At 68.1% G+C, this 23272-nt stretch carries 24 protein-coding genes and 1 tRNA gene; 14 read left to right on the forward strand and 11 right to left on the reverse strand.

Going from position 1 to position 23272, the window contains the following annotated elements; genetic code table 11:
• The first annotated feature begins 104 nt into the window (after positions 1–104).
• Together SOM10_RS02445 and SOM10_RS02450 are read left to right on the forward strand one after the other, a co-directional pair.
• On the forward strand, positions 105–641 hold the full coding sequence (locus tag SOM10_RS02445; protein ID WP_230100818.1) for a gamma carbonic anhydrase family protein: 537 nt from the start codon (positions 105–107) through the stop codon (positions 639–641).
• Between the two features lie 29 nt (positions 642–670).
• Positions 671–744, forward strand: a tRNA-Ile gene (locus SOM10_RS02450).
• Here SOM10_RS02450 and SOM10_RS02455 read toward each other — a convergent pair.
• From SOM10_RS02455 to SOM10_RS02480, 6 genes are all read right to left on the reverse strand, one after another.
• Positions 726–1352 carry a hypothetical protein gene (locus SOM10_RS02455; protein WP_320488235.1) on the reverse strand — a complete coding sequence of 209 codons (627 nt, stop codon included), beginning with the start codon at positions 1350–1352 and terminating at the stop codon, positions 726–728. The two genes, SOM10_RS02450 and SOM10_RS02455, sit on opposite strands and share 19 nt — an antisense overlap.
• Entirely contained in the window at positions 1349–2182 is an 834-nt protein-coding gene (locus SOM10_RS02460) for an endonuclease/exonuclease/phosphatase family protein (protein ID WP_320488236.1), read from the reverse strand. The genes SOM10_RS02455 and SOM10_RS02460 overlap by 4 nt, the downstream gene beginning before the upstream one ends.
• Entirely contained in the window at positions 2179–3009 is an 831-nt protein-coding gene (locus tag SOM10_RS02465) for a glycosyltransferase family 2 protein (RefSeq protein WP_320488237.1), read from the reverse strand. Before SOM10_RS02465 ends, SOM10_RS02460 begins: the two co-directional genes overlap by 4 nt.
• 77 nt (positions 3010–3086) lie before the next feature.
• A complete protein-coding gene (locus SOM10_RS02470) occupies positions 3087–3419 on the reverse strand; it encodes a hypothetical protein (RefSeq protein ID WP_056278704.1) in 333 nt (110 codons plus the stop codon).
• Between the two features lie 86 nt (positions 3420–3505).
• Positions 3506–4444: an AraC family transcriptional regulator gene (locus tag SOM10_RS02475; RefSeq protein WP_320488240.1), complete on the reverse strand. Its 939-nt coding sequence runs from the start codon at positions 4442–4444 to the stop codon at positions 3506–3508.
• Entirely contained in the window at positions 4425–5177 is a 753-nt protein-coding gene (locus SOM10_RS02480; protein WP_053099106.1) for an exonuclease domain-containing protein, read from the reverse strand. Before SOM10_RS02480 ends, SOM10_RS02475 begins: the two co-directional genes overlap by 20 nt.
• An 80-nt stretch (positions 5178–5257) precedes the next feature.
• On the opposite strand from SOM10_RS02480, the gene SOM10_RS02485 reads away from it, so the two are divergent.
• Positions 5258–6157: an alpha/beta fold hydrolase gene (locus tag SOM10_RS02485; protein WP_053096042.1), complete on the forward strand. Its 900-nt coding sequence runs from the start codon at positions 5258–5260 to the stop codon at positions 6155–6157.
• On the opposite strand, the gene SOM10_RS02490 is transcribed toward SOM10_RS02485, so the two are convergent.
• The gene (locus SOM10_RS02490) at positions 6129–6602 is read right to left on the reverse strand and encodes an Lrp/AsnC family transcriptional regulator (RefSeq protein WP_053096043.1); all 474 of its coding nucleotides are present in this window, start codon (positions 6600–6602) and stop codon (positions 6129–6131) included. The genes SOM10_RS02485 and SOM10_RS02490 overlap by 29 nt on opposite strands.
• A 168-nt stretch (positions 6603–6770) precedes the next feature.
• Here SOM10_RS02490 and pdhA point away from each other — a divergent pair, with 168 nt between their 5' ends.
• Genes pdhA through SOM10_RS02505 form a run of 3 tightly spaced genes read left to right on the forward strand, consistent with a single transcriptional unit; the run spans position 6771 to position 10260 of the window.
• A complete protein-coding gene (gene pdhA, locus SOM10_RS02495; RefSeq protein ID WP_320488242.1) occupies positions 6771–7886 on the forward strand; it encodes a pyruvate dehydrogenase (acetyl-transferring) E1 component subunit alpha in 1116 nt (371 codons plus the stop codon).
• Between the two features lie 2 nt (positions 7887–7888).
• On the forward strand, positions 7889–8899 hold the full coding sequence (locus SOM10_RS02500) for an alpha-ketoacid dehydrogenase subunit beta (RefSeq protein ID WP_056278708.1): 1011 nt from the start codon (positions 7889–7891) through the stop codon (positions 8897–8899).
• Positions 8896–10260: a dihydrolipoamide acetyltransferase family protein gene (locus tag SOM10_RS02505; protein ID WP_320488243.1), complete on the forward strand. Its 1365-nt coding sequence runs from the start codon at positions 8896–8898 to the stop codon at positions 10258–10260. Before SOM10_RS02500 ends, SOM10_RS02505 begins: the two co-directional genes overlap by 4 nt.
• On the opposite strand, the gene SOM10_RS02510 is transcribed toward SOM10_RS02505, so the two are convergent.
• The gene (locus SOM10_RS02510; RefSeq protein ID WP_320488244.1) at positions 10253–10846 is read right to left on the reverse strand and encodes a TetR/AcrR family transcriptional regulator; all 594 of its coding nucleotides are present in this window, start codon (positions 10844–10846) and stop codon (positions 10253–10255) included. The genes SOM10_RS02505 and SOM10_RS02510 overlap by 8 nt on opposite strands.
• 112 nt (positions 10847–10958) lie before the next feature.
• On the opposite strand from SOM10_RS02510, the gene SOM10_RS02515 reads away from it, so the two are divergent.
• The 5 genes from SOM10_RS02515 to SOM10_RS02535 are packed head-to-tail and all read left to right on the forward strand — an operon-like array spanning position 10959 to position 16930.
• On the forward strand, positions 10959–12512 hold the full coding sequence (locus tag SOM10_RS02515; protein ID WP_320488246.1) for a carboxyl transferase domain-containing protein: 1554 nt from the start codon (positions 10959–10961) through the stop codon (positions 12510–12512).
• Positions 12513–12517: 5 nt separating this feature from the next.
• The gene (locus tag SOM10_RS02520) at positions 12518–14440 is read left to right on the forward strand and encodes an acetyl/propionyl/methylcrotonyl-CoA carboxylase subunit alpha (protein WP_320488248.1); all 1923 of its coding nucleotides are present in this window, start codon (positions 12518–12520) and stop codon (positions 14438–14440) included.
• A 2-nt stretch (positions 14441–14442) separates the two neighbouring features.
• Complete coding sequence (locus SOM10_RS02525; RefSeq protein WP_320488249.1) at positions 14443–15600, forward strand: acyl-CoA dehydrogenase family protein; 1158 nt, start codon at positions 14443–14445, stop codon at positions 15598–15600.
• Between the two features lie 47 nt (positions 15601–15647).
• The gene (locus SOM10_RS02530) at positions 15648–16127 is read left to right on the forward strand and encodes a MaoC family dehydratase (protein WP_320488251.1); all 480 of its coding nucleotides are present in this window, start codon (positions 15648–15650) and stop codon (positions 16125–16127) included.
• Positions 16124–16930, forward strand: coding sequence for a CoA ester lyase (locus tag SOM10_RS02535; protein ID WP_320488252.1), 807 nt, complete (start codon positions 16124–16126; stop codon positions 16928–16930). Before SOM10_RS02530 ends, SOM10_RS02535 begins: the two co-directional genes overlap by 4 nt.
• 26 nt (positions 16931–16956) lie before the next feature.
• Here the strand turns inward: SOM10_RS02535 and SOM10_RS02540 are convergent, their stop codons facing one another.
• Both SOM10_RS02540 and SOM10_RS02545 read right to left on the reverse strand, forming a co-directional pair.
• On the reverse strand, positions 16957–17544 hold the full coding sequence (locus SOM10_RS02540) for a histidine phosphatase family protein (protein ID WP_320488254.1): 588 nt from the start codon (positions 17542–17544) through the stop codon (positions 16957–16959).
• Positions 17541–18380 carry a Sir2 family NAD-dependent protein deacetylase gene (locus SOM10_RS02545; protein ID WP_053096052.1) on the reverse strand — a complete coding sequence of 280 codons (840 nt, stop codon included), beginning with the start codon at positions 18378–18380 and terminating at the stop codon, positions 17541–17543. Before SOM10_RS02545 ends, SOM10_RS02540 begins: the two co-directional genes overlap by 4 nt.
• A 97-nt stretch (positions 18381–18477) precedes the next feature.
• On the opposite strand from SOM10_RS02545, the gene SOM10_RS02550 reads away from it, so the two are divergent.
• Complete coding sequence (locus tag SOM10_RS02550) at positions 18478–19281, forward strand: RNA methyltransferase (protein WP_320488255.1); 804 nt, start codon at positions 18478–18480, stop codon at positions 19279–19281.
• 18 nt (positions 19282–19299) lie between these two features.
• On the opposite strand, the gene SOM10_RS02555 is transcribed toward SOM10_RS02550, so the two are convergent.
• Complete coding sequence (locus SOM10_RS02555) at positions 19300–20127, reverse strand: SGNH/GDSL hydrolase family protein (protein WP_053096053.1); 828 nt, start codon at positions 20125–20127, stop codon at positions 19300–19302.
• Positions 20128–20274: 147 nt separating this feature from the next.
• On the opposite strand from SOM10_RS02555, the gene SOM10_RS02560 reads away from it, so the two are divergent.
• A complete protein-coding gene (locus SOM10_RS02560; protein ID WP_072591269.1) occupies positions 20275–22017 on the forward strand; it encodes a DEAD/DEAH box helicase in 1743 nt (580 codons plus the stop codon).
• A gap of 125 nt (positions 22018–22142) precedes the next feature.
• Positions 22143–23240, forward strand: coding sequence for a VIT1/CCC1 transporter family protein (locus SOM10_RS02565; protein WP_056278715.1), 1098 nt, complete (start codon positions 22143–22145; stop codon positions 23238–23240).
• Positions 23241–23272: the final 32 nt, after the last annotated feature.

Below are 23272 nucleotides of genomic sequence, written 5' to 3' on the forward strand. Positions count from 1 at the left end.
AGGACAACGCTACTCGTCTGAAATCATTCCGCAAGCAAGCGAAGGCTCGGCTTAGTGGCCCGGAATCACGCGGAAATCCGGGCTTGGGAGGATAGTCTCACCTTATGAGCATCGCTGCCGGAGCCTCCGTCCTCGCCCTGCCGGGGAAGTCCCCGCGGATCGCCGCCGACGCTTTCATCGCCGAGGGCGCACGCATCGTGGGAGACGTGTCGCTGGCCGAGGGTGCGAGTGTCTGGTACAACGCGGTCCTTCGAGGCGACTCTGCCTCCATCGCGGTCGGACGCGACAGCAACGTCCAGGACAATGTCTCGGTCCATGTCGACGCGGCGCATCCGGTCGTCATCGGCGCGAAGGTGTCGATCGGTCACAACGCGGTCGTCCATGGGTGCACGATCGGAGACGGTTCGCTCATCGGCATGGGAGCCGTCGTGCTCAGCGGGGCCGTCATCGGCGCCGGCTGTCTCATCGCCGGTGGAGCCGTCGTGCTCGGAGGCACGGAGGTGCCAGACGGATCACTGGTGGCCGGGGTGCCCGCGAAGGTGCGCCGAGCGCTCAGCGACCAGGAGCGTGCTGACCTGATCGCGAACGCCGACGTCTACCTCGCGCACGTCCGGACCCACGCCGCGGCGACACCGATCTGATCGGATTCGACCGATAGGCTGGTCCTCACGGGGCGGTGGCCAAGCTGGTTAAGGCAGTGGGCTCATAACCCAACGATCGCGGGTTCAAGTCCCGCCCGCCCTACTCCTGCTCCGCTTCGTAGCGACGTCATCGGTCGACCGCTGTCGATCGAGGGACGACGTCGCGAGGACTGTTCCGGCGGCGATCCCGCCCAAGGCGCCGAAGACCATGTCGCCGATCGTGTCCTGGTAGGTGACGAAGATCTCGTCACTGAGGTAGGCCCAGCCGAGCCACTCGATCATCTCCCACACCGCGCTCAGCGCCAGCGCAAGGACGGGCGCGAGGATCAGCGAGGTGCGTCGGCTGGCGCCCGAGTCGCGAGTCAGGGGCACGACATCTGCCCGGGTGAGGATCAGTGCGGCGACGACCGTGAGAACCCCCGTGCAGATCAGGTGCAGGAGCAGGTCCCATCCGGGGATCGACCGGTACAGGTCGAGCACATTGCTCCACGCCGCCACGAGCACGGTGGCGCATACAGTGAGGTCGAACCACCCGCGCATGCCCAGAACTCGCGGCAGCATCAGAGCGGGAAGCGCAAGCGCCGCGATGCCGGCGTCGGTCGGGGCGAGCCATACCAGCGCGACGGCGACCCCGATGATGCCCACCGCCCGCACGAAGTCGGCCGACCACTCCGTGACGGTGCGCGGCGGTCGCAGGAAGTCCTCTTTCACGGTGTCCTCCCCGTCAGGCGCAGGAGCGCCTGCACCGGGCGATGATCCGAGGGTGCGATCCCGTCGAAGACGTGCGCGTTCACTGCAGCGGCACGGACTCGGACATCCGGACTGACGAGCAGCCAATCGATGCGTCGACCGCCGACCTTCGGACGCCGATATCCGCTGAGGGTGCTCCACAGGGGCGTCAGCCGATCGTCTGCCGCGCCCCAGGAGTCGCTCAGATCGGCGCGCGAGACGAGTGTGCGCAGGGCCTGGGAGCCGGGGCCCGCATTCAGATCTCCCATCACGACCGTCGGAAGGGCGCGCGCGCGAACCATTGCGGCGATGATTTCGGCAGAACGTCGCCGAGACCGAGGCGAGAGATGATCGAGATGGGTGTTGACGACCAGGAACCCGACCCCTGTCGACCTGTCCCTGAACTCCGCGGAGACGACGATGCGAGGAAAGAGCGCTCCCCATGACAGGCTGCCCGGCTCGTCGATCCGTGTCGAGAGAGCGTGTTGGTCCCACCCGCGCAGTTCCAGCCGCGATGCGTCGTAGAGGATGGGTGTTCCCTCACCCGTGCCATCGCGGTTCCTCCCTCTGCCGATGAACCGATGGTCCCGCCCGAGCGCGTCGGTGACGGCCTTCAGCGACCGGGGGAGCACTTCCTGCAGTCCGAGGACGGTCGGCCGCTCCGAGCGGACCATCTCAGCGACCGCAGGCTCGCGATGGCTCCAGCGGTCACGCTTCCGACGCAGGGCGCCTTCCATCGCGCGACGGATGTTGAACGACATCACGTGCAGGTCCGGTGCAGCAGCGGGACCGATCAGCGGCACGACCGTCACCGGGCGCTCCGTCCCGCGGTGCTGAACAGGCGGCGGCGGACGATGAGCCGTCCCCAACGCAGGGGTGGGAAGTCGCGGGGCCAGTGCACGAGCACGCTACGGACGCCTCGGTGCACGCGTCGACCGAACTGTCCTGCGGTGAGCGGCCTCATCGACATCCCCATCGTGGTGTGCGGGAGCCGGGCGATGCGGTGGTTCTCGCCGAGGTGGAAGGCGAGGTCGAGGTCGTCGTGGATGTCGGGGTCTCCTCGGTGCACGTCGGACCGCACGGCCTGCCAGGCCTCCCTGCGGAACGCGAGATTGGATCCGAAGAGGGGCAGATGTCCGAGAGTGACGCTCAAGAGGGTCATATAGGCGCCGAGATAGAGCCGCGAGAGTGGCGTGCGCAGGGCTGCCGGCCCGTCCGTGAAGCGCGCGGCCCCGGTGATCGCCCCGAGGTGCTCGTCGTCGTCGAAGGCCGAGACGATGGCCGTGATCCACTGAGCATCCGGTTCGCAGTCCGCGTCGAGGCGCAGGATCAGTTCGCCGAGAGCCGCGTCATACCCGGTCGACGCCGCAGCGGGAATGCCGGGATCGAGACACGTCAGCACGCGCGCACCCCAGGCGAGGGCGACGGAGGCCGACGAGTCGGATGAGCCGTTGTCGACGACGATGATCTCGTCGGCCGGCTGGTCCTGGGCGTGCAGAGCGCTCAGGCAGCGCGCCAGCAGCTCGGCATCGTCCTTGACCGGGATGACCACTGACGTGGTGAGCCGTGTGCCCTGATTCGCCGTCGACGGAAGGCCATCGACCGTCTCCATCGTGTGCCCCTCGGTGTGTGCCGTCATCGGTTCGATCGTGGCATCACCCGACGTCGGGCGCGAGGGACTTGACACCGGCGGGTGCGTGCCGATGCCTGTGGACGTCAGCGAGTGCCCGCGGCGTCGAGGTCGGGCGAGGGGTCGATGACCTCGTCGACGAGCGTGATGCCCCCGCTCGAGTTGGCCGAATGAGCGAGATCCTCGATCCATCGGCGGCTGAGCTCGGGCGTCTCGCTCTCGTCGAAGACGAACCGCAGCGGGATCGACGGATGCAGCCAGACCGTCGAACGGCCTTCGGTGTCACCGTCGGGATGCTTCCACGTGAGTGTGAAGCTCTCGTTGCGACGCAACTTCGTCGCGACGACGACCTTGAGGTGCGCGAGCGCCCGATCTTCGATATGGATCGGCTCCGAGCCGCCGTAATAGAGAGAACCCATATCTCGGAATATATGTCTCAGTCGGCGCCGCTCTCGGCGTGCTGGTCGCGGCGCGCGACACGTGCGAACAATCTGTTCGCATAGTGTCATCGACGGTGCTTCGCCGCCGTCACAGAAGGAAGCACGCCGAAGCTCTCGCGATACGCCGCGGCGAAGCGAGACGGATGCGAGAAACCCCACCGGCGGGCCACCGCGGCGACCGTCGTCAGTGAGCCCGAACGCAGGTCGCGGTGCGCTCCATCGAGGCGCGCCTGCCTCAGCGACTCCGCCGGCGTCGTGTCGAGCGCGCGCCGAAAGGCGTATTGAAGGCCTCGCGTCGAGATGTGGACGGCAGCGGCGACGTCGTCGACCGTGATCGGCCGGTGCGAGTTCTCGGCGATGAAGGCGAGGGCGCGACGCACCGTCGCCGGCGCCGGCGTGCTCTGCGCCGGCCGATGCCGTTGCAGGCGACTCGTCGTCGCGAAGGCCGCGAGCGTCGTCGCCGCGGCATGGCGAGCCAGTTCGCTGCGCACGAGATCGTCATCGTCCGCATCGTCGACGAGATCCGCGGCGCTCATCTCGAGATACGCGAACATGCGATCCCAGGCAGCCCCGGCGTGCGCGGAGCGCGGAGCGAGATCGCCCACGCGGACGGATACGCCGTCGTCGCCACTGATCCTCTTCGCGAGGTGGGTCAGGGTGTCCCGCTCGAAGACGAGTGCCGTGACCCTCGCTCCCGCATCCCAGCGGGCGCGCACTCTCGGACCATCGGAGATCCAGGGGAGACTCGCATCGAGATCTCCTCGATCGGAGTACACCCGGGCATCGGGCCCATCGACACGGCAGACCAGCACCTGGTCCTGTGGTTCGGCTGTCGAGCGCACCTCGGCGGCGAGGTCGTAGCGCACGAGACTCACGGCACCGAGATCGGCAGAGTGCCAGTCGAAGCGGAAGCGTTGCGGGTCGACGTCGTGCAGTACGGCGGACGGGACGAACTGCTTCCAGGTGCTCTCGACACGCGAGACGTCACTGGTACGGAATCGCATCGCGGGGCACCTCCTGAACGGTTCGACGTGCACGGACCGGCCAGGTTCCGTCGAGGCGCTCATCAGGTTCGATGCGCCCCATCCGGATGAAGTACTCCGTGAGGCTCGCCGCCTGAGAGCGGGCCCACCCGATCTGGCGTGTGTGCAGCTCTTCCAGGGTATCCGGAAGCACGAACTGGCGGGCCAGAGCCTGCGCGACCCGGCCTGCGGCCACGGCATCCGCCGCCGCTTCGTGGGCGTCCTCGAGGCGCACCGCATAGAGGGCTGCGACCACCTCGAGCGTGCGCTTGCCCGGACGATAGCGGTCATAGGCCTTGTCGATCACGAGCGGGTCGATGATCGGTGAAGGGTCCTCCAGTGGCGGGATGCCGTGGCGGTGCGCCTCGTGTGCCAGGAGGGAGAAATCGTATGCGGCGTTGTAGGCCACGATCGGCACACCCTGAGAAAGCAGGGATCGCAGGGCCGCCGTGACCTCTCGGACCACCTCGGCGCCCTGCCGTCCGTGGCGGCGCGCGTGCTCGGTCGTGATCCCGTGCACGGCGGTGGCGCCGTCCGGAATCGGCATGCCGGGATCCGCGAGCCAGTCCCGTGCGGCGATCTCGCGGCCGCCGGCGTCGAGGAGCCCGACGTGTGCGCTGACGATGCGGTCGTGCTCCACGTCCACACCGGTCGTCTCGAGGTCGAACACGCCTACGCGAGTGATCCAGTGCGGGAGCGAGGGTGCCGGGGGCATGATCTCACCGTAGAACCGGGCTCCGACATCGGGGCGGAGGCACACGGGGATCCCGCATGCGACGACCCTAGACTTGATCCATGCCCGCGCCCTCCCCGTATGCCGACCGTCTGAGCCGACTGCCGGTCGTGCGTCATGAGGTCGAGGTCAGAGGCGGGACGACCGTGTACTGGGAGTACGGTCCCTCCGATGCAGATGTGACAGTCGTCGCCGTGCATGGATTCCGAGGTGAGCACCACGGTCTCGAGCCGGTTCTCGCGTTCCTTCCCGAGGTCCGGGTCATCTCTCCCGACCTTCCCGGCTTCGGAGAGACGGCGCCCGTCGCCGGGCGCTCGTACGATCTCGATGAGTATGTCGCGTGGCTGACCGAGTTCGCCGCTGCGGTGGCCCCCGGGGCGGTGATCCTCGGGCACTCCTTCGGATCGATCGTCGCCTCCGCGGCCGTGGCGGCAGGGCTCGAGACTCCGCGGCTGATCCTCATCAATCCGATCGGAGCACCCGCCCTCGAGGGCCCCAAGGGCATCATGACGCGGCTGGCCGTGCTGTACTACTCGCTCGGGGCGCGGCTGCCCGAGCGGCTGGGCACTGCTCTGCTGCGGAATCGACTGATCGTCAGAGTCATGAGCATCACGATGGCGAAGACGTCGGACCCGCAGCTGCGCCGTTTCATCCACGATCAGCACGACACCTACTTCTCGCGCTTCGCCGACCGCGATGTCCTGCGGGACGCCTTCGTGACGAGCGTGTCGCATGATGTGAGCGAATTCGCCCGCTCGATCCCGACCCCGACTCTGCTCATCGCCGCTCAGCGCGACGACATCACACCGATCGAAGTCGAGCGGGAGCTCGCCACCAGATTCGATGACGCGACCCTCGTGGAGATCGCCGAGGTCGGACACCTGATCCATTACGAGACGCCTGCCGAGGCTGCAGGCGCCGTACGACGATTCCTCAGGATTCCCGTCTCGCGAGCCCGATGAGGCCGGCAACCCGGAAGGGGATGACCTCGCCCATGGCCAGGGAGGTCTCAGTCCGCTCGACTCCGTCGATCGACAGGATGCGCGCATCGGTGTCGAACAGGTGGCGGGCGTCCCTGCACGCGACGCGTGCCAGCAGATCGATCGATCCGCTGAGTCCGTGCGCCTGCACGACCTCGGGAATGCGCGCCAGTTCGTTGATGATCCGCGGCAATTCGGTCTGACGCACGCCGATGCTCACGAACGCCTGAAGGGGGAACCCCAGCACGTCGGTCGAGAACGACCGCTCGTACGACTGGAAGATCCCTGTCTGCTCGAGTCTCGCCATGCGCGCCTGGATGGTGTTGCGGGAGAGTCCGAGATTCTCTGCCAGCGCCACGATCGTCACGCGAGGGTCATCGGCGAGTGCGGCGAGAAGTTCCAGATCAATGCGGTCAAGTCCGGCCATAGTGCCAAACGATAGCAGGGACGATGCACCCCATATTTGGCAACATGCTCAAGCCGCTCTCGATTGCTTGAGCGAGGTGATGAGCGGACGTACTCTCAAGTGAACCGGCGCTGAGGCCGGGGCCGCGCGTAGAACCCGTGACGACGGCCACGAACGAGGAGGACGACGATGTCACCCCAGATCACTCCGATCGCCGACATGGCGCAGGATCTCGAACTCGCGGAGCGCATCCTCGCGCCGGACGGCGAGCGCGTCGCGAACACTCGTCTCGACGGGTTCGTCGCCGACGTCGACGGTGCCGGACTGCGCGCGCTTCACCGCGACATGGTCATCCTCCGGCGCATCGACGCGGAGGGGGTGGCGCTCCAGCGCCAGGGCCAGCTGGGGCTCTGGGCGCCATGCCAGGGGCAGGAGGCGACCCAGATCGGAACCGCGAGGGCGCTCGCACCGCAGGATTACGTCTTCCCGAGCTACCGCGAGACGGGGGTCATCTATGCACGGGGCGCGCAGCCGGGCGACTTCGTCCGTATGTGGCGTGGTGAAGAGGGCGCGGGTCACGACCCCGCAGCACTCCGCGTCGCTCCGTTGCAGATCATCATCGGAGCGCAGACGCTCCACGCGGTCGGGTATGCGCTCGGCATCCGTCACGAAGATGCGGACGAGGTCGCCGTCACCTACTTCGGCGACGGTGCCACGAGCCAGGGAGATGTGAACGAGGCGATGATCTTCGCGTCCTCGTATCAGGCTCCGGTGGTGTTCGTCTGCCAGAACAACCACTGGGCCATCTCGGAGCCGGTGTCGGTGCAATCGCAGTATCCGATCGCCGGACGCGCGCCCGGCTTCGGCATCCCGAGCCTGCGCGTGGACGGCAACGACGTGCTGGCCTGCATGGCCGCGATGCGCTGGGCTCTCGCGCACGCGCGGTCCGGACAGGGCCCCGCCTACATCGAGGCCGTCACATATCGCATGGGTCCGCACACGACAGCCGACGACCCGACCCGCTACCGCAGCGACGACGAACTCGAGGCATGGCGTGAGCGTGACCCGATCGCCCGGCTGGAGGCACACCTGCGATCGATCGGCGAGCTCGACGACGAGCAGCTCGCGGACACGCAGAGAGCGGCGGACGCCGCGGCTCGAGACATGCGCGCCGAGTGCCTGGGCATGGTGACGCGTCCTCCGCTCGCGGTGTTCGACGGCGTCTACGCAGAGCCGCACTCCGGCCTCGAGCGGCAGCGCGACGAGTACGCCGCGTACCTCGCGTCATTCGACGGCGAGGCGTGAGCATGACTCAGATCACTCTCGGAAAGGCGCTCGGAGCAGGTCTACGACGGGCGATGCGCGACGACGACAAGGTCGTGCTGCTGGGCGAGGACATCGGCAAGCTCGGAGGCGTCTTCCGCATCACGGATGGACTCCTCGACGAGTTCGGGCCCCAGCGTGTCATCGACACGCCCCTCGCTGAATCCGGCATCGTCGGCATGGCGGTCGGGTTGGCGTTCCGCGGCTATCGGCCTGTAGTCGAGATCCAGTTCGACGGTTTCGTCTATCCGGCCTTCGACCAGATCGTCGCGCAGGTGGCGAAGCTGCACTACCGGACGCAGGGCCGAGTGAAGATGCCGATAACGATCCGCATCCCCTGGGCGGGAGGCATCGGTGCTGCCGAGCATCACTCGGAATCGCCTGAGGCGTACTTCGTGCACACCGCAGGGCTCCGTGTGATCGCGGTCTCCAATCCGGAAGACGCCTACCGGAGTCTTCGCCAGGCGATCGCGTCGGACGACCCGGTGATCTTCTTCGAGCCGAAGCGGCTCTACCACCACAAGGGCGATGTCGATCTCGACGCCCCGCTCGCGGATGCCGCCCCCATGGGACTCGCGCGAGTCGTCCGCACAGGCGATGATGCGACGCTCATCACCTACGGGGCGATGGTGACGACCGCGCTGCAGGCCGCCGAGGCCGCCGAAGACGATGGCATCTCGCTCGAGGTCATCGATCTGCGCTCGCTGTCGCCGGTCGACTACGACACCGTGGCGACGTCGGTCCGCAAGACCGGCCGTGTCGTCGTCGCGCACGAGGCGTCGCGAGAGGCCGGTATGGCGGCTGAGGTGATCGCGAGCGTCACGGAGCGCTGCTTCGAGTACCTCGAGTCGGCGCCGTTGCGCGTGACCGGACACGACGTCCCGTACCCGCCGGCGAAGCTCGAGAAATACCATCTGCCGGATCTCGACCGACTGCTGGACGCCGTCGACCGGGTGCTCGACCGTCCGAACAGCCTGACGGGAGCAGACGCGTGAACGCGGAGTTCAGACTGCCCGACCTCGGAGAAGGACTCACAGAGGCGGAGGTCGTCCAGTGGCTCGTCGCTCCCGGCGATGTCGTCGCGCTCAATCAGACTCTCGCCGAGGTCGAGACCGCCAAGGCGATCGTCGAGTTGCCTTCTCCGCACGCAGGCGTCGTCACAGCCCTGCATGCTGCGGCGGGGGAGACCGTCGCAGTGGGCGCGCCGCTGATCGAGTTCGATGTCGAGGGAGCCGACGACGCTTCGTCTGCCGCCTCGGATGGCGGCGGTGCTGAGGAGAAGGCGCAACCCAACCTCGTGGGCTACGGAGCTGCGCCATCAGCATCCGGGCGACCGGCCCGACGTGCCAGACGTGCGGTCGGCGGACGGGCGGCGACCGACACGGCCGTGCTCGAAGCGGCGCCGCACGACGCGTCGCCGACCGTGAGCGTCGAGGTCGTCGCCGAGCGGCCGCGCTCCACTCCGCCCGTGCGTGCGTATGCCAAGCGTCTCGGGATCGATCTCGTGCTGGTGGCGGCGACGGTGGGGGATCGCGTGATCACCCGCGGGGATGTCGACGACTACGCGTCTCGCACGGCGACGACCGCAGAACAGGTCGATCCCGCGCCTCCCCGACCGCGGGTTCCGGACGATGCCGCGAGCCTCCGTGATGGCTCTCGGGAGACGCGGATCCCCATCCGCGGAGTTCGCAAGCACACGGCTGCGGCGATGGTCGAGAGCGCGTTCACCGCACCGCACGTCACGGTCTTCCACACGGTGGATGTCACGGCGACGATGGACCTCATCGCCTCGCTGCGGGGCGACCGCTCACTCTCGGAGCATCGGATCGGTCCGCTTGCGGTGGTGGCGAAAGCGGCCTGTCTCGCCTTGAGTCGCACGCCCGGGCTCAATGCCCGATGGGACGAGTCCGCGGGCGAGATCGTGCAGTTCGGATACGTGGACCTCGGGATCGCCGCAGCGACCGAGCGGGGACTCATCGTGCCTCACATCCGCGACGCCGAGTCTCTGACACTCACAGAGCTCGCCGATGCGGTGGCATCTCTCGCCGTCACCGCGCGGGAAGGACGCACATCTCCTGTCGAGCTGGCGGGCGGCACCTTCTCCATCTCGAACATCGGTGTGTTCGGCATCGACGCGGGCACCCCCATCCTGCCTCCGGGGCAGTCGGGAATCCTCGCCGTCGGCGCCGTCCGGCGCCTTCCGTGGGAGTACCGCGGTGAGATCGCCCTTCGCCAGGTGATGACTCTCAGCCTGTCGTTCGACCACCGCATCGTCGACGGGGCGGAGGGAGCGAGGTTCCTCAAGGACGTCGCGGACGTGTTGGAGGAACCTGGGAGGGCGATGCTGCTCAGGTAGTCGCTCGGAGCGCTGATTCCGCCATCGCGGCGAGCACTGTCGCGGTGGCGGAGCGCTGCCGGGACGCCGCGCGCGTGCTGTGCGGTGTCGAGTTGATGAGCCCGAAGCACGCTTGCACCCGCAGACGAAGCTCGTCGGCGTCGGCATCGACCAGATGGCTCAGGGTCTCGATCCAGAGCTCGATGTATGCGCGCTGCAGCCGGCGGACCTCGGCATGATCCTGAGCGGCGAGATGCGCGACGTCCCGGTCATGCACTCGGATCACATCCGCGTGACCCAGCGCGAACTCCACGTGGAAGGCGACGAGCGCGCGGATGCGCTCCTCGGGTGTGGACCCGCCCGCCGCGACACTCGTGCCGCCCGAGACCAGGTCATCGCTCACCTGGACGAGCACGGCGCCGAGCAGCGCCTGCTTGCCGGCGAAGTGGCGGTAGACCGCCGGTCCGGAGACGCCTACGGCGGCGCCGATGTCTTCGAGGCTCACACCGTTGTATCCGCTCTCGGCGAAGAGTCGTGCGGCTTCTCGGAGGATGGCGTCAGACCGCTCCGCCTTGGCGCGGTCTCGCGCAGTGGGAGGGCTTGTCATCTCAGTTAATCCTCGCTAACCTGATGCGATCGGTTAGTGAACACTAACCGAGAAAGCATCGAATGCGCCAGGGCGATGACGCCGGCGCGATGTGGTCGAGGAGGACGTCACGATGCCCGCAACCCAGCAGTCTCTCGCTGCCGAGCTGCACGAACGACTGGCCGTCGCCGCTCAAGGGGGGCCGCAGGCGTCCCGGGAACGGCACATCGCGCGCGGCAAGCTCCTCCCGCGTGATCGCGTGACCAGACTCCTCGACGAGGGCAGCCCCTTCGTCGAGATCGCCCCGTTGGCGGCCGACGGACTGTACGAGGGAGAGGCGCCAGCCGCAGGAGTCATCGCGGGGATCGGCCTCGTCCACAGCAGGCACGTGATGGTCGTGTGCAACGACGCGACAGTCAAGGGCGGAACCTACTATCCGCTCACGGTCAAGAAGCACCTGCGCGCACAGGAGATAGCGCTCGAGAATCGACTTCCGTGTCTCTACCTCGTCGACTCCGGCGGCGCCTTCCTCCCCAAGCAGGACGAGGTGTTCCCGGACCGCGAGCACTTCGGACGCATCTTCTTCAACCAGGCCAGGATGTCCGCGGAGGGGATCCCGCAGCTCGCCGCCGTGCTCGGTTCGTGCACGGCGGGCGGAGCCTATGTCCCCGCGATGAGTGACGAGACCGTCATCGTGCGTGGCCAGGGGACGATCTTCCTCGGCGGCCCTCCGCTCGTGAAAGCGGCGATCGGTGAGATCGTGTCGGCGGAGGAGCTCGGCGGCGGCGAACTGCACGCCCGGCGCAGCGGGGTGGTCGACCATCTCGCCGAGGATGACGAGCACGCACTCGAGATCCTGCGCGACATCGTCGCCACCCTGCCGTCGCCCCTCGCTCCGGTCTGGGACGTGGTCGAGTCGCGTCGGCCGTCCGAACCCGGCTCGCTCTATGACGTCGTCCCGGTCGACGTCAACACCCCGTACGACGTGCACGAGGTGATCGATCGGCTGATCGACGGCGACACGTTCCGCGAGTTCAAGAAGGAGTACGGCACGACCCTCGTCACCGGCTTCGGGCGCCTGCACGGGCACCCGGTCGGGATCGTCGCGAACAACGGAGTGCTCTTCAGCGAATCCGCCCTGAAGGGCGCGCACTTCATAGAGCTCTGCGACCAACGCGGCATCCCTCTGGTGTTCCTGCAGAACATCTCCGGCTTCATGGTCGGATCGGAAGCCGAAGCGGGCGGCATCGCGAAGGACGGAGCGAAGATGGTCACCGCCGTCGCCAGCACCCGCGTGCCGAAGCTCACCGTCATCATCGGCGGATCCTTCGGGGCCGGCAACTACTCCATGTGCGGACGTGCGTACTCGCCTCGCTTCCTGTGGACGTGGCCGGCCAGCCGTATCTCGGTGATGGGCGGCGCCCAGGCGGCCTCCGTTCTCGGGACGGTGAAGGACGACCAGCTGACGGCTCGCGGACAGGCGTGGAACACCGACGAGAGGCTCGCGTTCGAACAGCCCATCCGGGAGCAGTACGAGACCCAGGGTGAGCCGTACTACGCCACCGCCCGCCTGTGGGACGACGGCATCATCGACCCCGCCCAGACCCGCGACCTGCTGGGGCTCGCCCTCGATGTGGTCGCGCGAAGCCCTCTGCCCGAGCCGCGTTTCGGCCTCTTCCGGATGTGACCGCAATGACGAACAGTGTCTCCACCTCCCATCGTTTCGACAGCGTCCTCGTCGCCAATCGAGGGGAGATCGCACGCCGGGTCATCCGCACTCTCAGTGCGATGGGCATCCGCAGCGTCGCCGTCTACAGCGATGCGGATGCCGACGCCCCCCATGTGCGCGAGGCCGATCAAGCCGTGCGGATCGGCCCGGCGCCGGTCGCCGAGTCGTACCTCGACATCGATGCCGTCATCGCCGCAGCCCGCGCGACCGGAGCGCAGGCCATCCATCCGGGCTACGGATTCCTCTCGGAGAGCGTCGGGCTGGCCGAGGCATGCGCGGAGAGCGGCATCGTCTTCATCGGTCCGTCGGTCGACGCACTCCAGGTCATGGGAGACAAGGCGAAGGCCCGCGACCATGTCGTGCGATCCGGCGTCCCGGTGGTGCCGGGTTTCGATGCGAGAGGACTGTCGGACGCGGAGATCGCTGACGAGGCCGACGCTGTCGGCTACCCGCTGCTCGTCAAGCCGAGTGCGGGCGGCGGCGGCAAGGGTATGGAGGTCGTCGAGGCGGCATCCGGGCTCAGCGCCGCACTGGCGTCCGGTCGACGGGTGGCGCGTTCGGCGTTCGGTGACGACTCCCTGATCCTGGAGCGGCTCATCCGACGCCCCCGGCACATCGAGGTGCAGGTGTTCGGCGACGCTCACGGAACGGTGATCACCCTCGGCGAGCGCGAGTGCACGCTGCAGCGACGTCACCAGAAGGTGATCGAGGAGGCTCCCTCTGCGGGGATCCCCGAGTCGACGAGGGACCGACTCCTCGAAGCCGCCATGCAGGCCGCACAGAGCGTCTCGTACGTCGGCGCCGGAACCGTGGAGTTCCTCATCGACGCCGATGTTCCGGACCAGGTCTTCTTCATCGAGATGAACACCCGTCTGCAGGTCGAGCACCCCGTCACCGAGGAGGTCACCGGCCTCGACCTCGTCGCCCTGCAGATCCACGTCGCGGCAGGCGGACGTCTCGACCCTGCGCCGGGTCTGCACGGTCACGCCGTCGAGGCGCGCGTGTACGCGGAATCGCCGGAGCGCGGGTTCCTGCCCTCGACCGGACGCGTGCTGCTGTTCGATCCGCCGCGCGGCGTGAGGGTCGATGCGGCCGTGGAGACGGGCAACGACGTGACCGGATTCTACGACCCGATGATCGCGAAGATCATCGCGTTCGCTGACGACCGGACCACCGCGCTCCGCCTGCTCGATGAGGCTCTGAGCAGGACCGTCGTGCTGGGTGTGGACACGAACATCGGGTTCTTGCGCACACTCTGCCGCGATGAGCGGGTCACGGCCGGGGACCTCGACACGGGACTCATCGAGACGCTTCTGCCGCTCGTCGAGGAGCCGCCATCGCCGACGATGCTGGCCGCCGCACGGCGAACCGTCTCAGGCACGGATGACGCGGTCGGCGCGACCAGGGCGAGTCAGCGAGCGGGCGCGGTGTGGCAGGACCTCACGCAGGACGATCGGCGCGAGATCTCCTTCCGGACCGAACGCGGCGAGGTCATCCCCGCGCCTGCATCCAGCGGCTCGCGGTCGCGCGCCATGGCTGCGGTGGACGACGACGGTGCGGTCTGGGTCAGCGAGGACGGACGCACCGTGCGCCTGGAGGCTCTCGATCGCCGAGCCCTGTTGCTGCACCGTCTGCAGCAGAGGGAGCAGAGCGAGTCCGCGAACGGTCCGGATGCGAGAGCCCCGATGCCGGGAAGCGTGGTGGCCGTGCATGTCCGCGACGGCGACGTCGTGACCGCCGGCACGCCGCTCGTATCGATCGAGGCGATGAAGATGGAGCACCCGGTGCTGGCGCCCCAGGACGGGACGGTGCGCCTCCTGGTCGCCGTCGGCGATCAGGTTCGACGCGACCAGCCGGTCGCGCACATGACGACGGAGGAGAAGTGACGATGCATGAGCTGACCGATGAAGAGCGCGAACTCGCGGCGATGGTGCGCGAGTTCGCCGAGACGGTCGTCGCGCCGCAGTCCTACGAGGCGGACCGCACGCACACGCTGTCGATGGACGTGGTCGCCCAGATGGGTGACCTCGGGCTGTTCGGCCTGCCGTTCCCCGAGGAGTACGGGGGTCAGGGCGGCGACTACATGGCGCTGGGCATCGCGATCGAGGCGCTCGGACGCGTCGACCAGTCCATCGCCATCACGCTCGAAGCCGGAGTCAGCCTCGGTGCGATGCCCGTCTTCCGCTTCGGCACCGAAGAGCAGAAGCAGGAGTACCTGCCGGACCTGCTCGCCGGCCGAGCGCTCGCGGGCTTCGGCCTCACCGAGCCGGAGGCCGGGAGCGACGCGGGAGCGACCCGGACCACCGCCCGGCTCGACGGCGACGAATGGGTCATCGACGGGTCGAAGCAGTTCATCACCAATTCAGGAACGCCCATCACGCGTTTCGTCACGGTCACCGCGGTCACCGCGGTCACCGGGAACGAGGGGGGCCGCAAGCAGATCTCGACCATCATCGTGCCCAACGGCACACCCGGGTTCACCGTCGAGGCGCCGTACGACAAGGTCGGGTGGAACGCGTCCGACACGCATCCGCTCAGCTTCACCGGGGCACGGGTCCCCGCCGGCAACCTCCTGGGCGAGCAGGGGAGCGGCTTCCGCAACTTCCTGAGCATCCTCGACGAGGGCCGCATCGCGATCGCCGCGCTGTCGACCGGCGCCGCGGAGGGCTGCCTCGAGGCAGCCGTCGACTATGCGAAGAGTCGCACCATCTTCGGCAGCGCCCTCAGCACGCGACAGAACGCACAGTTCACCCTCGCGCGCATGCGTGCCCGAGTGCACACGGCACGGCTCGCCTGGCACTATGCGGCACGGCTCCGTGACGCCGGGCGGCAGTTCGCGGAGCAGGCGGCGATCGCGAAGCTCGTGGCGGGCGAGGCCGCGATGGACAACGCCAGGGACGCGACGCAGATCTTCGGCGGCAACGGCTTCATGAACGAGTTCCCGGTGGCCCGTCACTATCGCGACTCGAAGATCCTCGAGATCGGCGAGGGCACCACCGAGGTGCAGCTCCTCGTGATCGCGCGAGCGTTGGGGCTCGCCGGGTAGCGTGGCAGGATGCCATCCGCTCAGCGAACCGAGGAGGTGAGGTGATCATGCACGACATCGTCCAGCGCGGTCTCTTCTTCGAGGAGTTCGTCACCGATGCCCGATATCTTCATCGCCCTGGGCGCACCGCGACCGAGGCCGACAACGTCCTCTTCACGACGCTCACGATGAACACCCAGGCGCTGCACCTCGACGCCGCCTTCGCCGATGGGCAGCAGCCGTTCGGTGCGCGTCTGATCAACTCGATGTGGACGCTCTCGACCATGGTCGGGGCATCCGTCGCGCAGCTCACCCAAGGCACCCTGGTGGCTCAGCTCGGGTTGGGCGAGATCGCCTTCCCGCATCCGCTGTTCGCCGGTGACACGCTGTACACCGAGAGCGTGGTCGTCGACAAGCGGCTCTCGACGTCACGAGCGGGGCAGGGGATCGTGACCATCGCGCATACCGGACGCAACCAGGACGGCACAGTCGTCGCCACCGCGACCCGAACGGTGCTCGTGCACTGTCTTGCCGAGGGGGAACGATGAGCTTTGATCTCGGACCGGCACTGCTCTTCTGCCCTGCCGATCGACCCGAACGGTTCCGCGGCGCCCTCGAGAAGGCGGACGCTGTCATCCTCGACCTCGAAGACGCGGTGCTGGCCGAGGCGAAGGCCGCAGCTCGCGACAATCTCGTCGATGCCGACCTGGACCCCGATCGAGTGATCGTCCGCGTGAACGCACCGGGTTCCGACGCCTACGTCTCAGACCTCGCCATGCTCGCTCAGACCGACTTCCGCACCGTGATGGTCGCGAAGACCGAGAGCGCTGAGAGCCTCAGCGCTTTCGACGAGAGGTTCTCGTTGATCGCCCTGTGCGAGACGGCGAAGGGGATCCACGCGGCAGATCGCATCGCAGCACATCCGCAGGTCGTCGCGATGATGTGGGGCGCGGAGGATCTCGTCGCCTCCCTCGGCGGCACATCGAGCCGCACACCGGAGGGTGGCTATCGAGACATCGCGCGCTATGCCCGCTCCCGGGTTCTCCTCGAAGCGGGGGCACAGGGCAAGCGCGCCATCGACGCCGTGCACATCGAGATCGGCGATGTCGCAGGTCAGGAGGCCGAGGCTGTCGACGCCGCCGCGTCCGGGTTCATCGCGACCGCGTGCATCCACCCGAGTCAAGTGGCGGTCATCCGCGCGGCGTACGCTCCGGATGACGCGGCGCTCGAGTGGGCCCGCCGGGTTCTCGCCGCCTCAGCGAGCGAGCGAGGCGTGTTCCGCTTCGACGGACGCATGATCGACGAGCCCGTGCTGAGGCATGCTCGGTCGCTGCTCGGTCGCACCCGCTGATCGAACGATCTCTGGCGGTCGGTCGTTCAGACCAGGATCGCCTGGTCGATGAGACGCAGAGATCCGGGGGAGGCCTCGAAACGGTGGGCGGAACCGTTCGCGAGCACCTCGCCGACGCGCGGCAGCGTGCCGCCGGAGACGTGGTTGATCAGTGACCGGATCACGCCGCCGTGCGTCACGACGATGATGGACTCCGCCACCGGTGCGGAGCGACGGCGAGCATCGCGGGCGATCGCGTCGAGGGCGACCAGCGCCCGTTCGGCGACACCTTCCAGGGTCTCCGCGCCGGGAACCGGCGAGAGCCAATCGCCGTACTTCTCGATGTAGTCGGAGACGAGCATGCCCTCGCCCTCACCGAACTCGCGCTCGCGCATGTCCGGCACCAGCACGGGAGCCCCGAGGCCCAGGCTTTCGGAGATGATCTCTGCCGTCTCCCGCGCCCGCTTCAGCGGGCTGGCGTAGATCGAGTGATGTGTCACGCCCTCGAGACGATCCGCGGCGGTGCGTGCGTCCGCACGGCCCTTCTCGTTCAGGGGGATGTCGGTGGAGCCCTGGATCCGTCGGGCGAGGTTCCAATCCGTCTGGCCGTGGCGGATGAGCGTGAGCAGAGTCATTCGAGGAGCTCCTGGATCGCGGGGAGCACGTCGCTGGTGCCTGCGGCGATGGTGGCATCGGCCCAGACATCCGCGCGCGTCGGCTCGCGGTTGATGATGATGAGGGGGATGCTGCGGCGTCGTGCGCGCTCGACGAGGCGCACACCGGAGTTGACGACGAGGGATGAGCCGGCGACGATCAGCGCATCGCTCGCCCGGAGCAGCGACTCCGCGGCCTTGAAGCGCCCCTGCGGCACGTATTCGCCGAAGAACACGACGTCGGGCTTCAGCATCCCTTCGCACACCGTGCACACCGGCACGATGAAGCCGTCGGTGCTCTCGGGGAGCACGTCGCCGTCGGGAGCGAGCGCCACATTCTCGGGGACGGAGATCCACGGATTGCGCTCTTCGATCTGCACTGCGATGTCGCGGCGATCGAAGACCTGGCCGCACTTCAGGCAGAGAACCCTGCGCATGGTGCCGTGCACTTCGATGACGTGCGAGCTGCCCGCGCGCAGATGCAGTCCGTCGACGTTCTGGGTGATGACGCCGGTGACGTGTCCGGAGGACTCCATGGCGGCTAGAGAGAGATGGCCGGGGTTCGGCTCGGCGCGGGCGAACGCCCGCCAGCCGAGATGCCCGCCGACCCAATAACGACGCCGCGCCGTCTCATCGGCCAGGTACCGCTGGATCGTCATGGGATCAGTCCGGTTGCGCGACCCTTCGCCGCGGTAAGCGGGGATTCCCGAGTCCGTGGAGATCCCGGCGCCGGTGAGCAAGGCGATCTTCCGACCGCGCAGGAGTTCGGCGGTGCGAGCGATGGTGGTCGACAGTTCGACCGGACTCGATGCGCTCACAGGACCTCCCTGTGCGAGTCTACGGCGTGCGCAGGTCGCTCGACGCGTCGCGGCCGACCGCGACGGCGACTCGGAGAGCGATGGCAGACTGGGGCTCGTGGAACTGCTGCGCGTGACGAATCCCGATGATCGACGACTCGACGACTATCGCGCACTGACCGACACCGCGCTCCGAAGTGTGAGCGACCCGGCCGGCGGGCTGTACATCGCCGAATCGACGAAAGTCATCGCGCGAGCAGTCGCTGCGGGGCATCGTCCGCGATCGGTCCTCGTTCAGGAGCGGCGGGTGGACGACATCCGAGCGATCGTCGGAGAACTCGATGTACCTGTGTACGTCGTCCCGGACGAGGTGGCGGAGGCGCTGACCGGTTTCGCCGTGCACCGGGGCACGATCGCCTCGATGCATCGTCCTGACCTGCCGACGGTGCGTGAGGTCATCGACTCCGCCACGCTCGTGCTGATTCTCGAGAACGTCGGCGATCACACGAATGTCGGCGCCGCATTCCGTGCGGCCGCCGCGCTCGGAGCGGATGCCGTGCTGGTGTCTCCCGGGGGAGCCGACCCCCTGTACCGGCGCAGCGTGCGCGTCAGCATGGGAACGGTGTTCCAGGTGCCGTGGACCCGGATCACGGACTGGGCGTCCGCCGTCACCGACCTTCATGCCGCGGGGTTCGACGTCGCGGCCCTCGCGCTGAGCGACGACGCGGTGACTCTCGACGCCTATGTCGCGTCGCGTCCCGAGCGCGTCGCTCTCGTCATGGGATCCGAAGGCGACGGACTCTCACGCACCGCCCTCGACGAGGCAGACACCGTGGTGACGATTCCCATGTCGGGAGGCGTCGACTCGCTGAACGTGGCGTCTGCCGCGGCCGTGGCGCTGTGGGCGCTCGGACGCCGCTGACGGGATGGGATGAGATGGTCAGTCGGACGACGGGAAGATGATCGGCGAGGGCTCGGGACGCTTCGCGACGATGTGATCACCGGATGACTCATGGCGAAGACGCCGCAGCACCCACGGAACCAGATGCTCCCGCGCCCAGCCGAGGTCTTCGGAGCGCGCCTCCCGCCAGGTGCGCAGCGGAAGCGGCTCGGGCTGCATGGACTCGAGGTCGTTGGGCACGTTGAGCGCGCGCAGCGCCATGCGGGCGACCTCATGATGGCCCAGCGAGTTGTAGTGCAGACGGTCGTCATCGAAGAACCGCATGTCCTGCACGACCTTGAGCGCCCACTGGTCGGCGACGATGCAGTCGTGGCGCTCGGCGATCGCGCGGACGTTCTCGTTGTAGATCGCGACCTTGCCGCGGAACGCTCGGAAGACAGGAGTGAAGGCGGTGTCGATCCCGGTGAACAGCAGCACGGCGGCACCCGTCGACGACAGGCGTGCGACGGCGTCCTCCAGCTGGACGGCGATGGCGTCGGGGTCGGTGCCCGGACGGATCACGTCGTTGCCGCCCGCGCAGATCGAGATCAGGTCGGGATGCAGCGCCACGGCGGGTTCGATCTGGTCGCGCACGATCTGGGCGATCAGCTTGCCGCGCACGGCGAGGTTGGCGTACGCGAAGTCGTCGACCTGACGCGAGAGCACCTCGGCGACGCGGTCGGCCCAGCCGCGGTGGCTGCCGGGCTGCGACGGGTCGGGGTCGCCGATCCCCTCGGTGAACGAGTCGCCGATCGCGACGAACCTCCGCCAGGGGTGCGGATTCTCGTTGTCGAGTTCCGGGGTTCGGATCGAATCCTGGTCTGTCATCCAGCTCTCCTTCGCGAACGAACGCGGCCCATGTGGGGCGGCCACGCAGTGACCGAGCCTACTCGGGTGCGTGGGCTGTGGGGAGGACGCGCGCGGCGGATCGCGTGAGCGTGCCGAGTGTCGGCGGCAGCGATTATCGTTGACTCGATGCTTTCTCCGTCCTTCCCCCAGCGCGCCCCCTGGGGTACTGCGAACAAGCTGCGCGCCTGGCAGCAGGAGGCGCTCGAACAGTACTTCCAGGCGGATCAGCGTGACTTCCTCGTCGCGGCGACACCCGGTGCAGGCAAGACGACCTTCGCGCTCACCCTCGCGGTCGAGCTCATGCGCATGGGGGAGGTCAACCGGATCATCGTGGTCGCGCCGACCGAGCATCTCAAGACGCAGTGGGCCGATGCAGCAGCGCGGGTGCACATCCGTCTGGATCCCCGGTTCCGCAACAGTCATTGGGCACCGGCGCGGCATTACCACGGCGCCGTCGTGACCTACGCGCAGGTCGCGGCGAAGTCGTCGGTCCACCGTCATCTGACCGAGGATGCGAAGACCCTCGTCGTCCTCGACGAGGTGCATCACGGCGGAGACGCCCTCAGCTGGGGTGATGCGATCCGAGACGCGTACGGGCCGGCGAAGCGCCGACTGCTGCTGTCTGGAACGCCCTTCCGCAGCGACACCGCACCGATCCCGTTCGTGGAGTATCACCCTGACGAGTCCGGTGCACGGATCTCCCGCACCGACTACAACTACGGCTACGGTCGCGCCCTGGCTGACGGCGTCGTCCGCCCCGTGCTGTTCCACATGTACGCCGGCAAGATGCGATGGCGCACGAGCACCGGAGACGAGCTCGAGACGCATCTCGGGCAGGACAACACCAAGGACGTGACCTCGCAGGCCTGGCGCACGGCGCTCGACCCCGAGGGCGAGTGGATGCCGGCTGTGCTGTCCGCAGCCGATCGTCGTCTGACCGAGATCAGGCATCACGTTCCGGATGCCGGCGGCCTGGTGCTCGCGACCGATCAGACCGTCGCGCGTGCCTACGCCAAGATCCTGCACAGCATCACCGGTCAGCAGCCGACGATCGTCCTGTCCGATGACGCGACGGCCTCCGAACGCATCGAGAAGTTCAGCAACAGCGAGGACCGCTGGATGGTCGCGGTGCGCATGGTGTCCGAGGGGGTGGACGTGCCGCGTCTCGCGGTCGGCGTCTACGCCACGTCGTCGTCGACGCCGCTGTTCTTCGCTCAGGCCATCGGCCGATTCGTGCGAGCACGCCGCCGTGGCGAGGCCGCGAGCGTATTCCTCCCTCAGGTGCCGGTCCTGATGGGTCTCGCGAACGAGATGGACAAGCAGCGCGATCACGCGCTCGACCGTCAGTCGAAGGACGACGACGGGCTCGAGGACTCGCTGCTCGACTCCGCGAACCGCGAGGACGACGCGTCCGACGCGCTGACCCAGGAATTCAGCTATCAGGCGCTCTCGTCGGTGGCCCACTTCGACCGGGTCGTGTTCGAGGGCCAGGAGTTCGGTCAGCTGGCCGAGCCGGGCACCCCCGAAGAAGAGGAGTTCATCGGCTTTCCCGGTCTTCTCGAGCCCGAGCACGTGCACGAGCTCCTGATGCAGCGACAGGCACGGCAGACGCGACTGCGAGAGACGAGAGAAGCCGAGGCGGGTCCCACCGAGACGACGACGCTCCCTGCGCCCCTGCACCGCACGCTGCGCGAGCAACGGCAGCTGCTGAACAGCCTCGTGGGGCTGTACGCCCGTCAGAAGGGCGAACCGCATGGCGCGGTCCATGCCGAGCTGCGCCGGATCTGCGGTGGACCAGCAGTCGCCCAGGCGACCGTGACGCAGCTGCAGTCCCGTATCGACGTACTCCGCAAGCGCGTCCGCTCCTGAACCCTGGCGTCGGTTCGGATACCCGAAAAGCTGGCAATACCGTCGCCGGGTGCGACTGAGACGGGCTCCCGAAGCTAGCGTTGAACGGTTGCCCCGAGAACGGGGACCGTCGATCAGGAGACTTCATGACAGCCCCCGCTGCCGCCGAGCCCACCGCCGCAGACCGCCGCCGCTGGGCGCGGTACCTCGTCGAGGAACGCGCCGAAGGACACGTGTACCAGAAGCTCGCGAGCCGACGCACGGGGGAGGAGCGTGAGATCCTTCTCAGCCTCGCCGACGCCGAGCGGCGCCATGAGCAGCACTGGCTCGATCTGCTCGGCGCGGAACCGGGCCGATTGCCACGCGCCGGCATCCGCTCCCGCCTCCTCGGCTGGATGGCGGGCCGCTTCGGATCCATCTTCGTGCTCGCCCTCGCGCAGAGCGCCGAGGCACGTTCACCGTACGACTCGGAGCAGTACGCGACGCCGGCGATGCGCGCTGACGAGAAAGTGCACTACGAGGTGGTTCGCGGTCTCGCTGCGCGGGGTCGGCGTCGCCTGTCGGGCTCGTTCCGCGCAGCGGTCTTCGGGGCCAACGACGGCCTCGTGAGCAACCTCGCGCTCGTGCTCGGCATCGGCGCCACGGGCGTCAGTTCGGGTTTCGTCCTGTTCAGCGGCATCGCAGGCCTGCTCGCCGGCGCGCTGTCGATGGGAGCGGGGGAGTTCGTGTCCGTGCGGTCTCAACGAGAGTTGCTCGCGTCGACGGAGGCCAACGAGGATGCTGCCGCATCCGCCGCCGACCTCGACATCGATGAGAACGAGCTCGCTCTGGTATACCGGGCGCGCGGGATCGGCCAGCAGGAGGCTCTGGAGCGCGCACGGCGCATCGTCGATGCCGCGCGCGCCGGCGTGGAACGCACCGCCACAGGGCCGGTCCACGTCCACGCCGGAGACGACCACGAGATCGTCGGCAGCGACTGGACCGCCGCGATCTCGAGCTTCCTGCTCTTCGCATCCGGTGCGATCATCCCCGTGCTCCCGTGGCTCTTCGGGCTCGAGGGGACCACAGCGGTGGTCGTCGCTCTCGTGCTCGTGGGCATCGCGCTCCTGTCGACGGGAGCGATGGTCGGCATCCTGTCCGGAGGGCCGCCCCTGCGTCGTGCGCTGCGTCAGCTGGCGATCGGTTTCGGAGCCGCAGCGGTCACGTACGTGCTCGGTCTGGTGTTCGGCGTCGGCGCGGTCTGACAGGCGCCGGCCCGACCGCGTCGGACAGGACT

The sequence above is a fragment of the Microbacterium sp. CFBP9023 genome (assembly GCF_034045055.1).
GTDB lineage: Bacteria > Actinomycetota > Actinomycetes > Actinomycetales > Microbacteriaceae > Microbacterium.

Excerpts from the sequence above, each read along its gene's own strand:
- SOM10_RS02530 (WP_320488251.1), top strand. The coding sequence starts at position 15,648 with ATGCACGACATCGTCCAGCGCGGTCTCTTCTTCGAGGAGTTCGTCACC.
- SOM10_RS02555 (WP_053096053.1), bottom strand. The coding sequence starts at position 20,127 with ATGACAGACCAGGATTCGATCCGAACCCCGGAACTCGACAACGAGAAT.
- SOM10_RS02465 (WP_320488237.1), bottom strand. The coding sequence starts at position 3,009 with ATGACGGCACACACCGAGGGGCACACGATGGAGACGGTCGATGGCCTT.
- SOM10_RS02515 (WP_320488246.1), top strand. The coding sequence starts at position 10,959 with ATGCCCGCAACCCAGCAGTCTCTCGCTGCCGAGCTGCACGAACGACTG.
- SOM10_RS02490 (WP_053096043.1), bottom strand. The coding sequence starts at position 6,602 with ATGGCCGGACTTGACCGCATTGATCTGGAACTTCTCGCCGCACTCGCC.
- SOM10_RS02485 (WP_053096042.1), top strand. The coding sequence starts at position 5,258 with ATGCCCGCGCCCTCCCCGTATGCCGACCGTCTGAGCCGACTGCCGGTC.
- SOM10_RS02500 (WP_056278708.1), top strand. The coding sequence starts at position 7,889 with ATGACTCAGATCACTCTCGGAAAGGCGCTCGGAGCAGGTCTACGACGG.
- SOM10_RS02520 (WP_320488248.1), top strand. The coding sequence starts at position 12,518 with ATGACGAACAGTGTCTCCACCTCCCATCGTTTCGACAGCGTCCTCGTC.
- SOM10_RS02535 (WP_320488252.1), top strand. The coding sequence starts at position 16,124 with ATGAGCTTTGATCTCGGACCGGCACTGCTCTTCTGCCCTGCCGATCGA.
- SOM10_RS02560 (WP_072591269.1), top strand. The coding sequence starts at position 20,275 with ATGCTTTCTCCGTCCTTCCCCCAGCGCGCCCCCTGGGGTACTGCGAAC.
- SOM10_RS02510 (WP_320488244.1), bottom strand. The coding sequence starts at position 10,846 with ATGACAAGCCCTCCCACTGCGCGAGACCGCGCCAAGGCGGAGCGGTCT.
- SOM10_RS02445 (WP_230100818.1), top strand. The coding sequence starts at position 105 with ATGAGCATCGCTGCCGGAGCCTCCGTCCTCGCCCTGCCGGGGAAGTCC.
- SOM10_RS02470 (WP_056278704.1), bottom strand. The coding sequence starts at position 3,419 with ATGGGTTCTCTCTATTACGGCGGCTCGGAGCCGATCCATATCGAAGAT.
- pdhA (WP_320488242.1), top strand. The coding sequence starts at position 6,771 with ATGTCACCCCAGATCACTCCGATCGCCGACATGGCGCAGGATCTCGAA.
- SOM10_RS02480 (WP_053099106.1), bottom strand. The coding sequence starts at position 5,177 with ATGCCCCCGGCACCCTCGCTCCCGCACTGGATCACTCGCGTAGGCGTG.
- SOM10_RS02475 (WP_320488240.1), bottom strand. The coding sequence starts at position 4,444 with ATGCGATTCCGTACCAGTGACGTCTCGCGTGTCGAGAGCACCTGGAAG.
- SOM10_RS02540 (WP_320488254.1), bottom strand. The coding sequence starts at position 17,544 with ATGACTCTGCTCACGCTCATCCGCCACGGCCAGACGGATTGGAACCTC.
- SOM10_RS02565 (WP_056278715.1), top strand. The coding sequence starts at position 22,143 with ATGACAGCCCCCGCTGCCGCCGAGCCCACCGCCGCAGACCGCCGCCGC.
- SOM10_RS02525 (WP_320488249.1), top strand. The coding sequence starts at position 14,443 with ATGCATGAGCTGACCGATGAAGAGCGCGAACTCGCGGCGATGGTGCGC.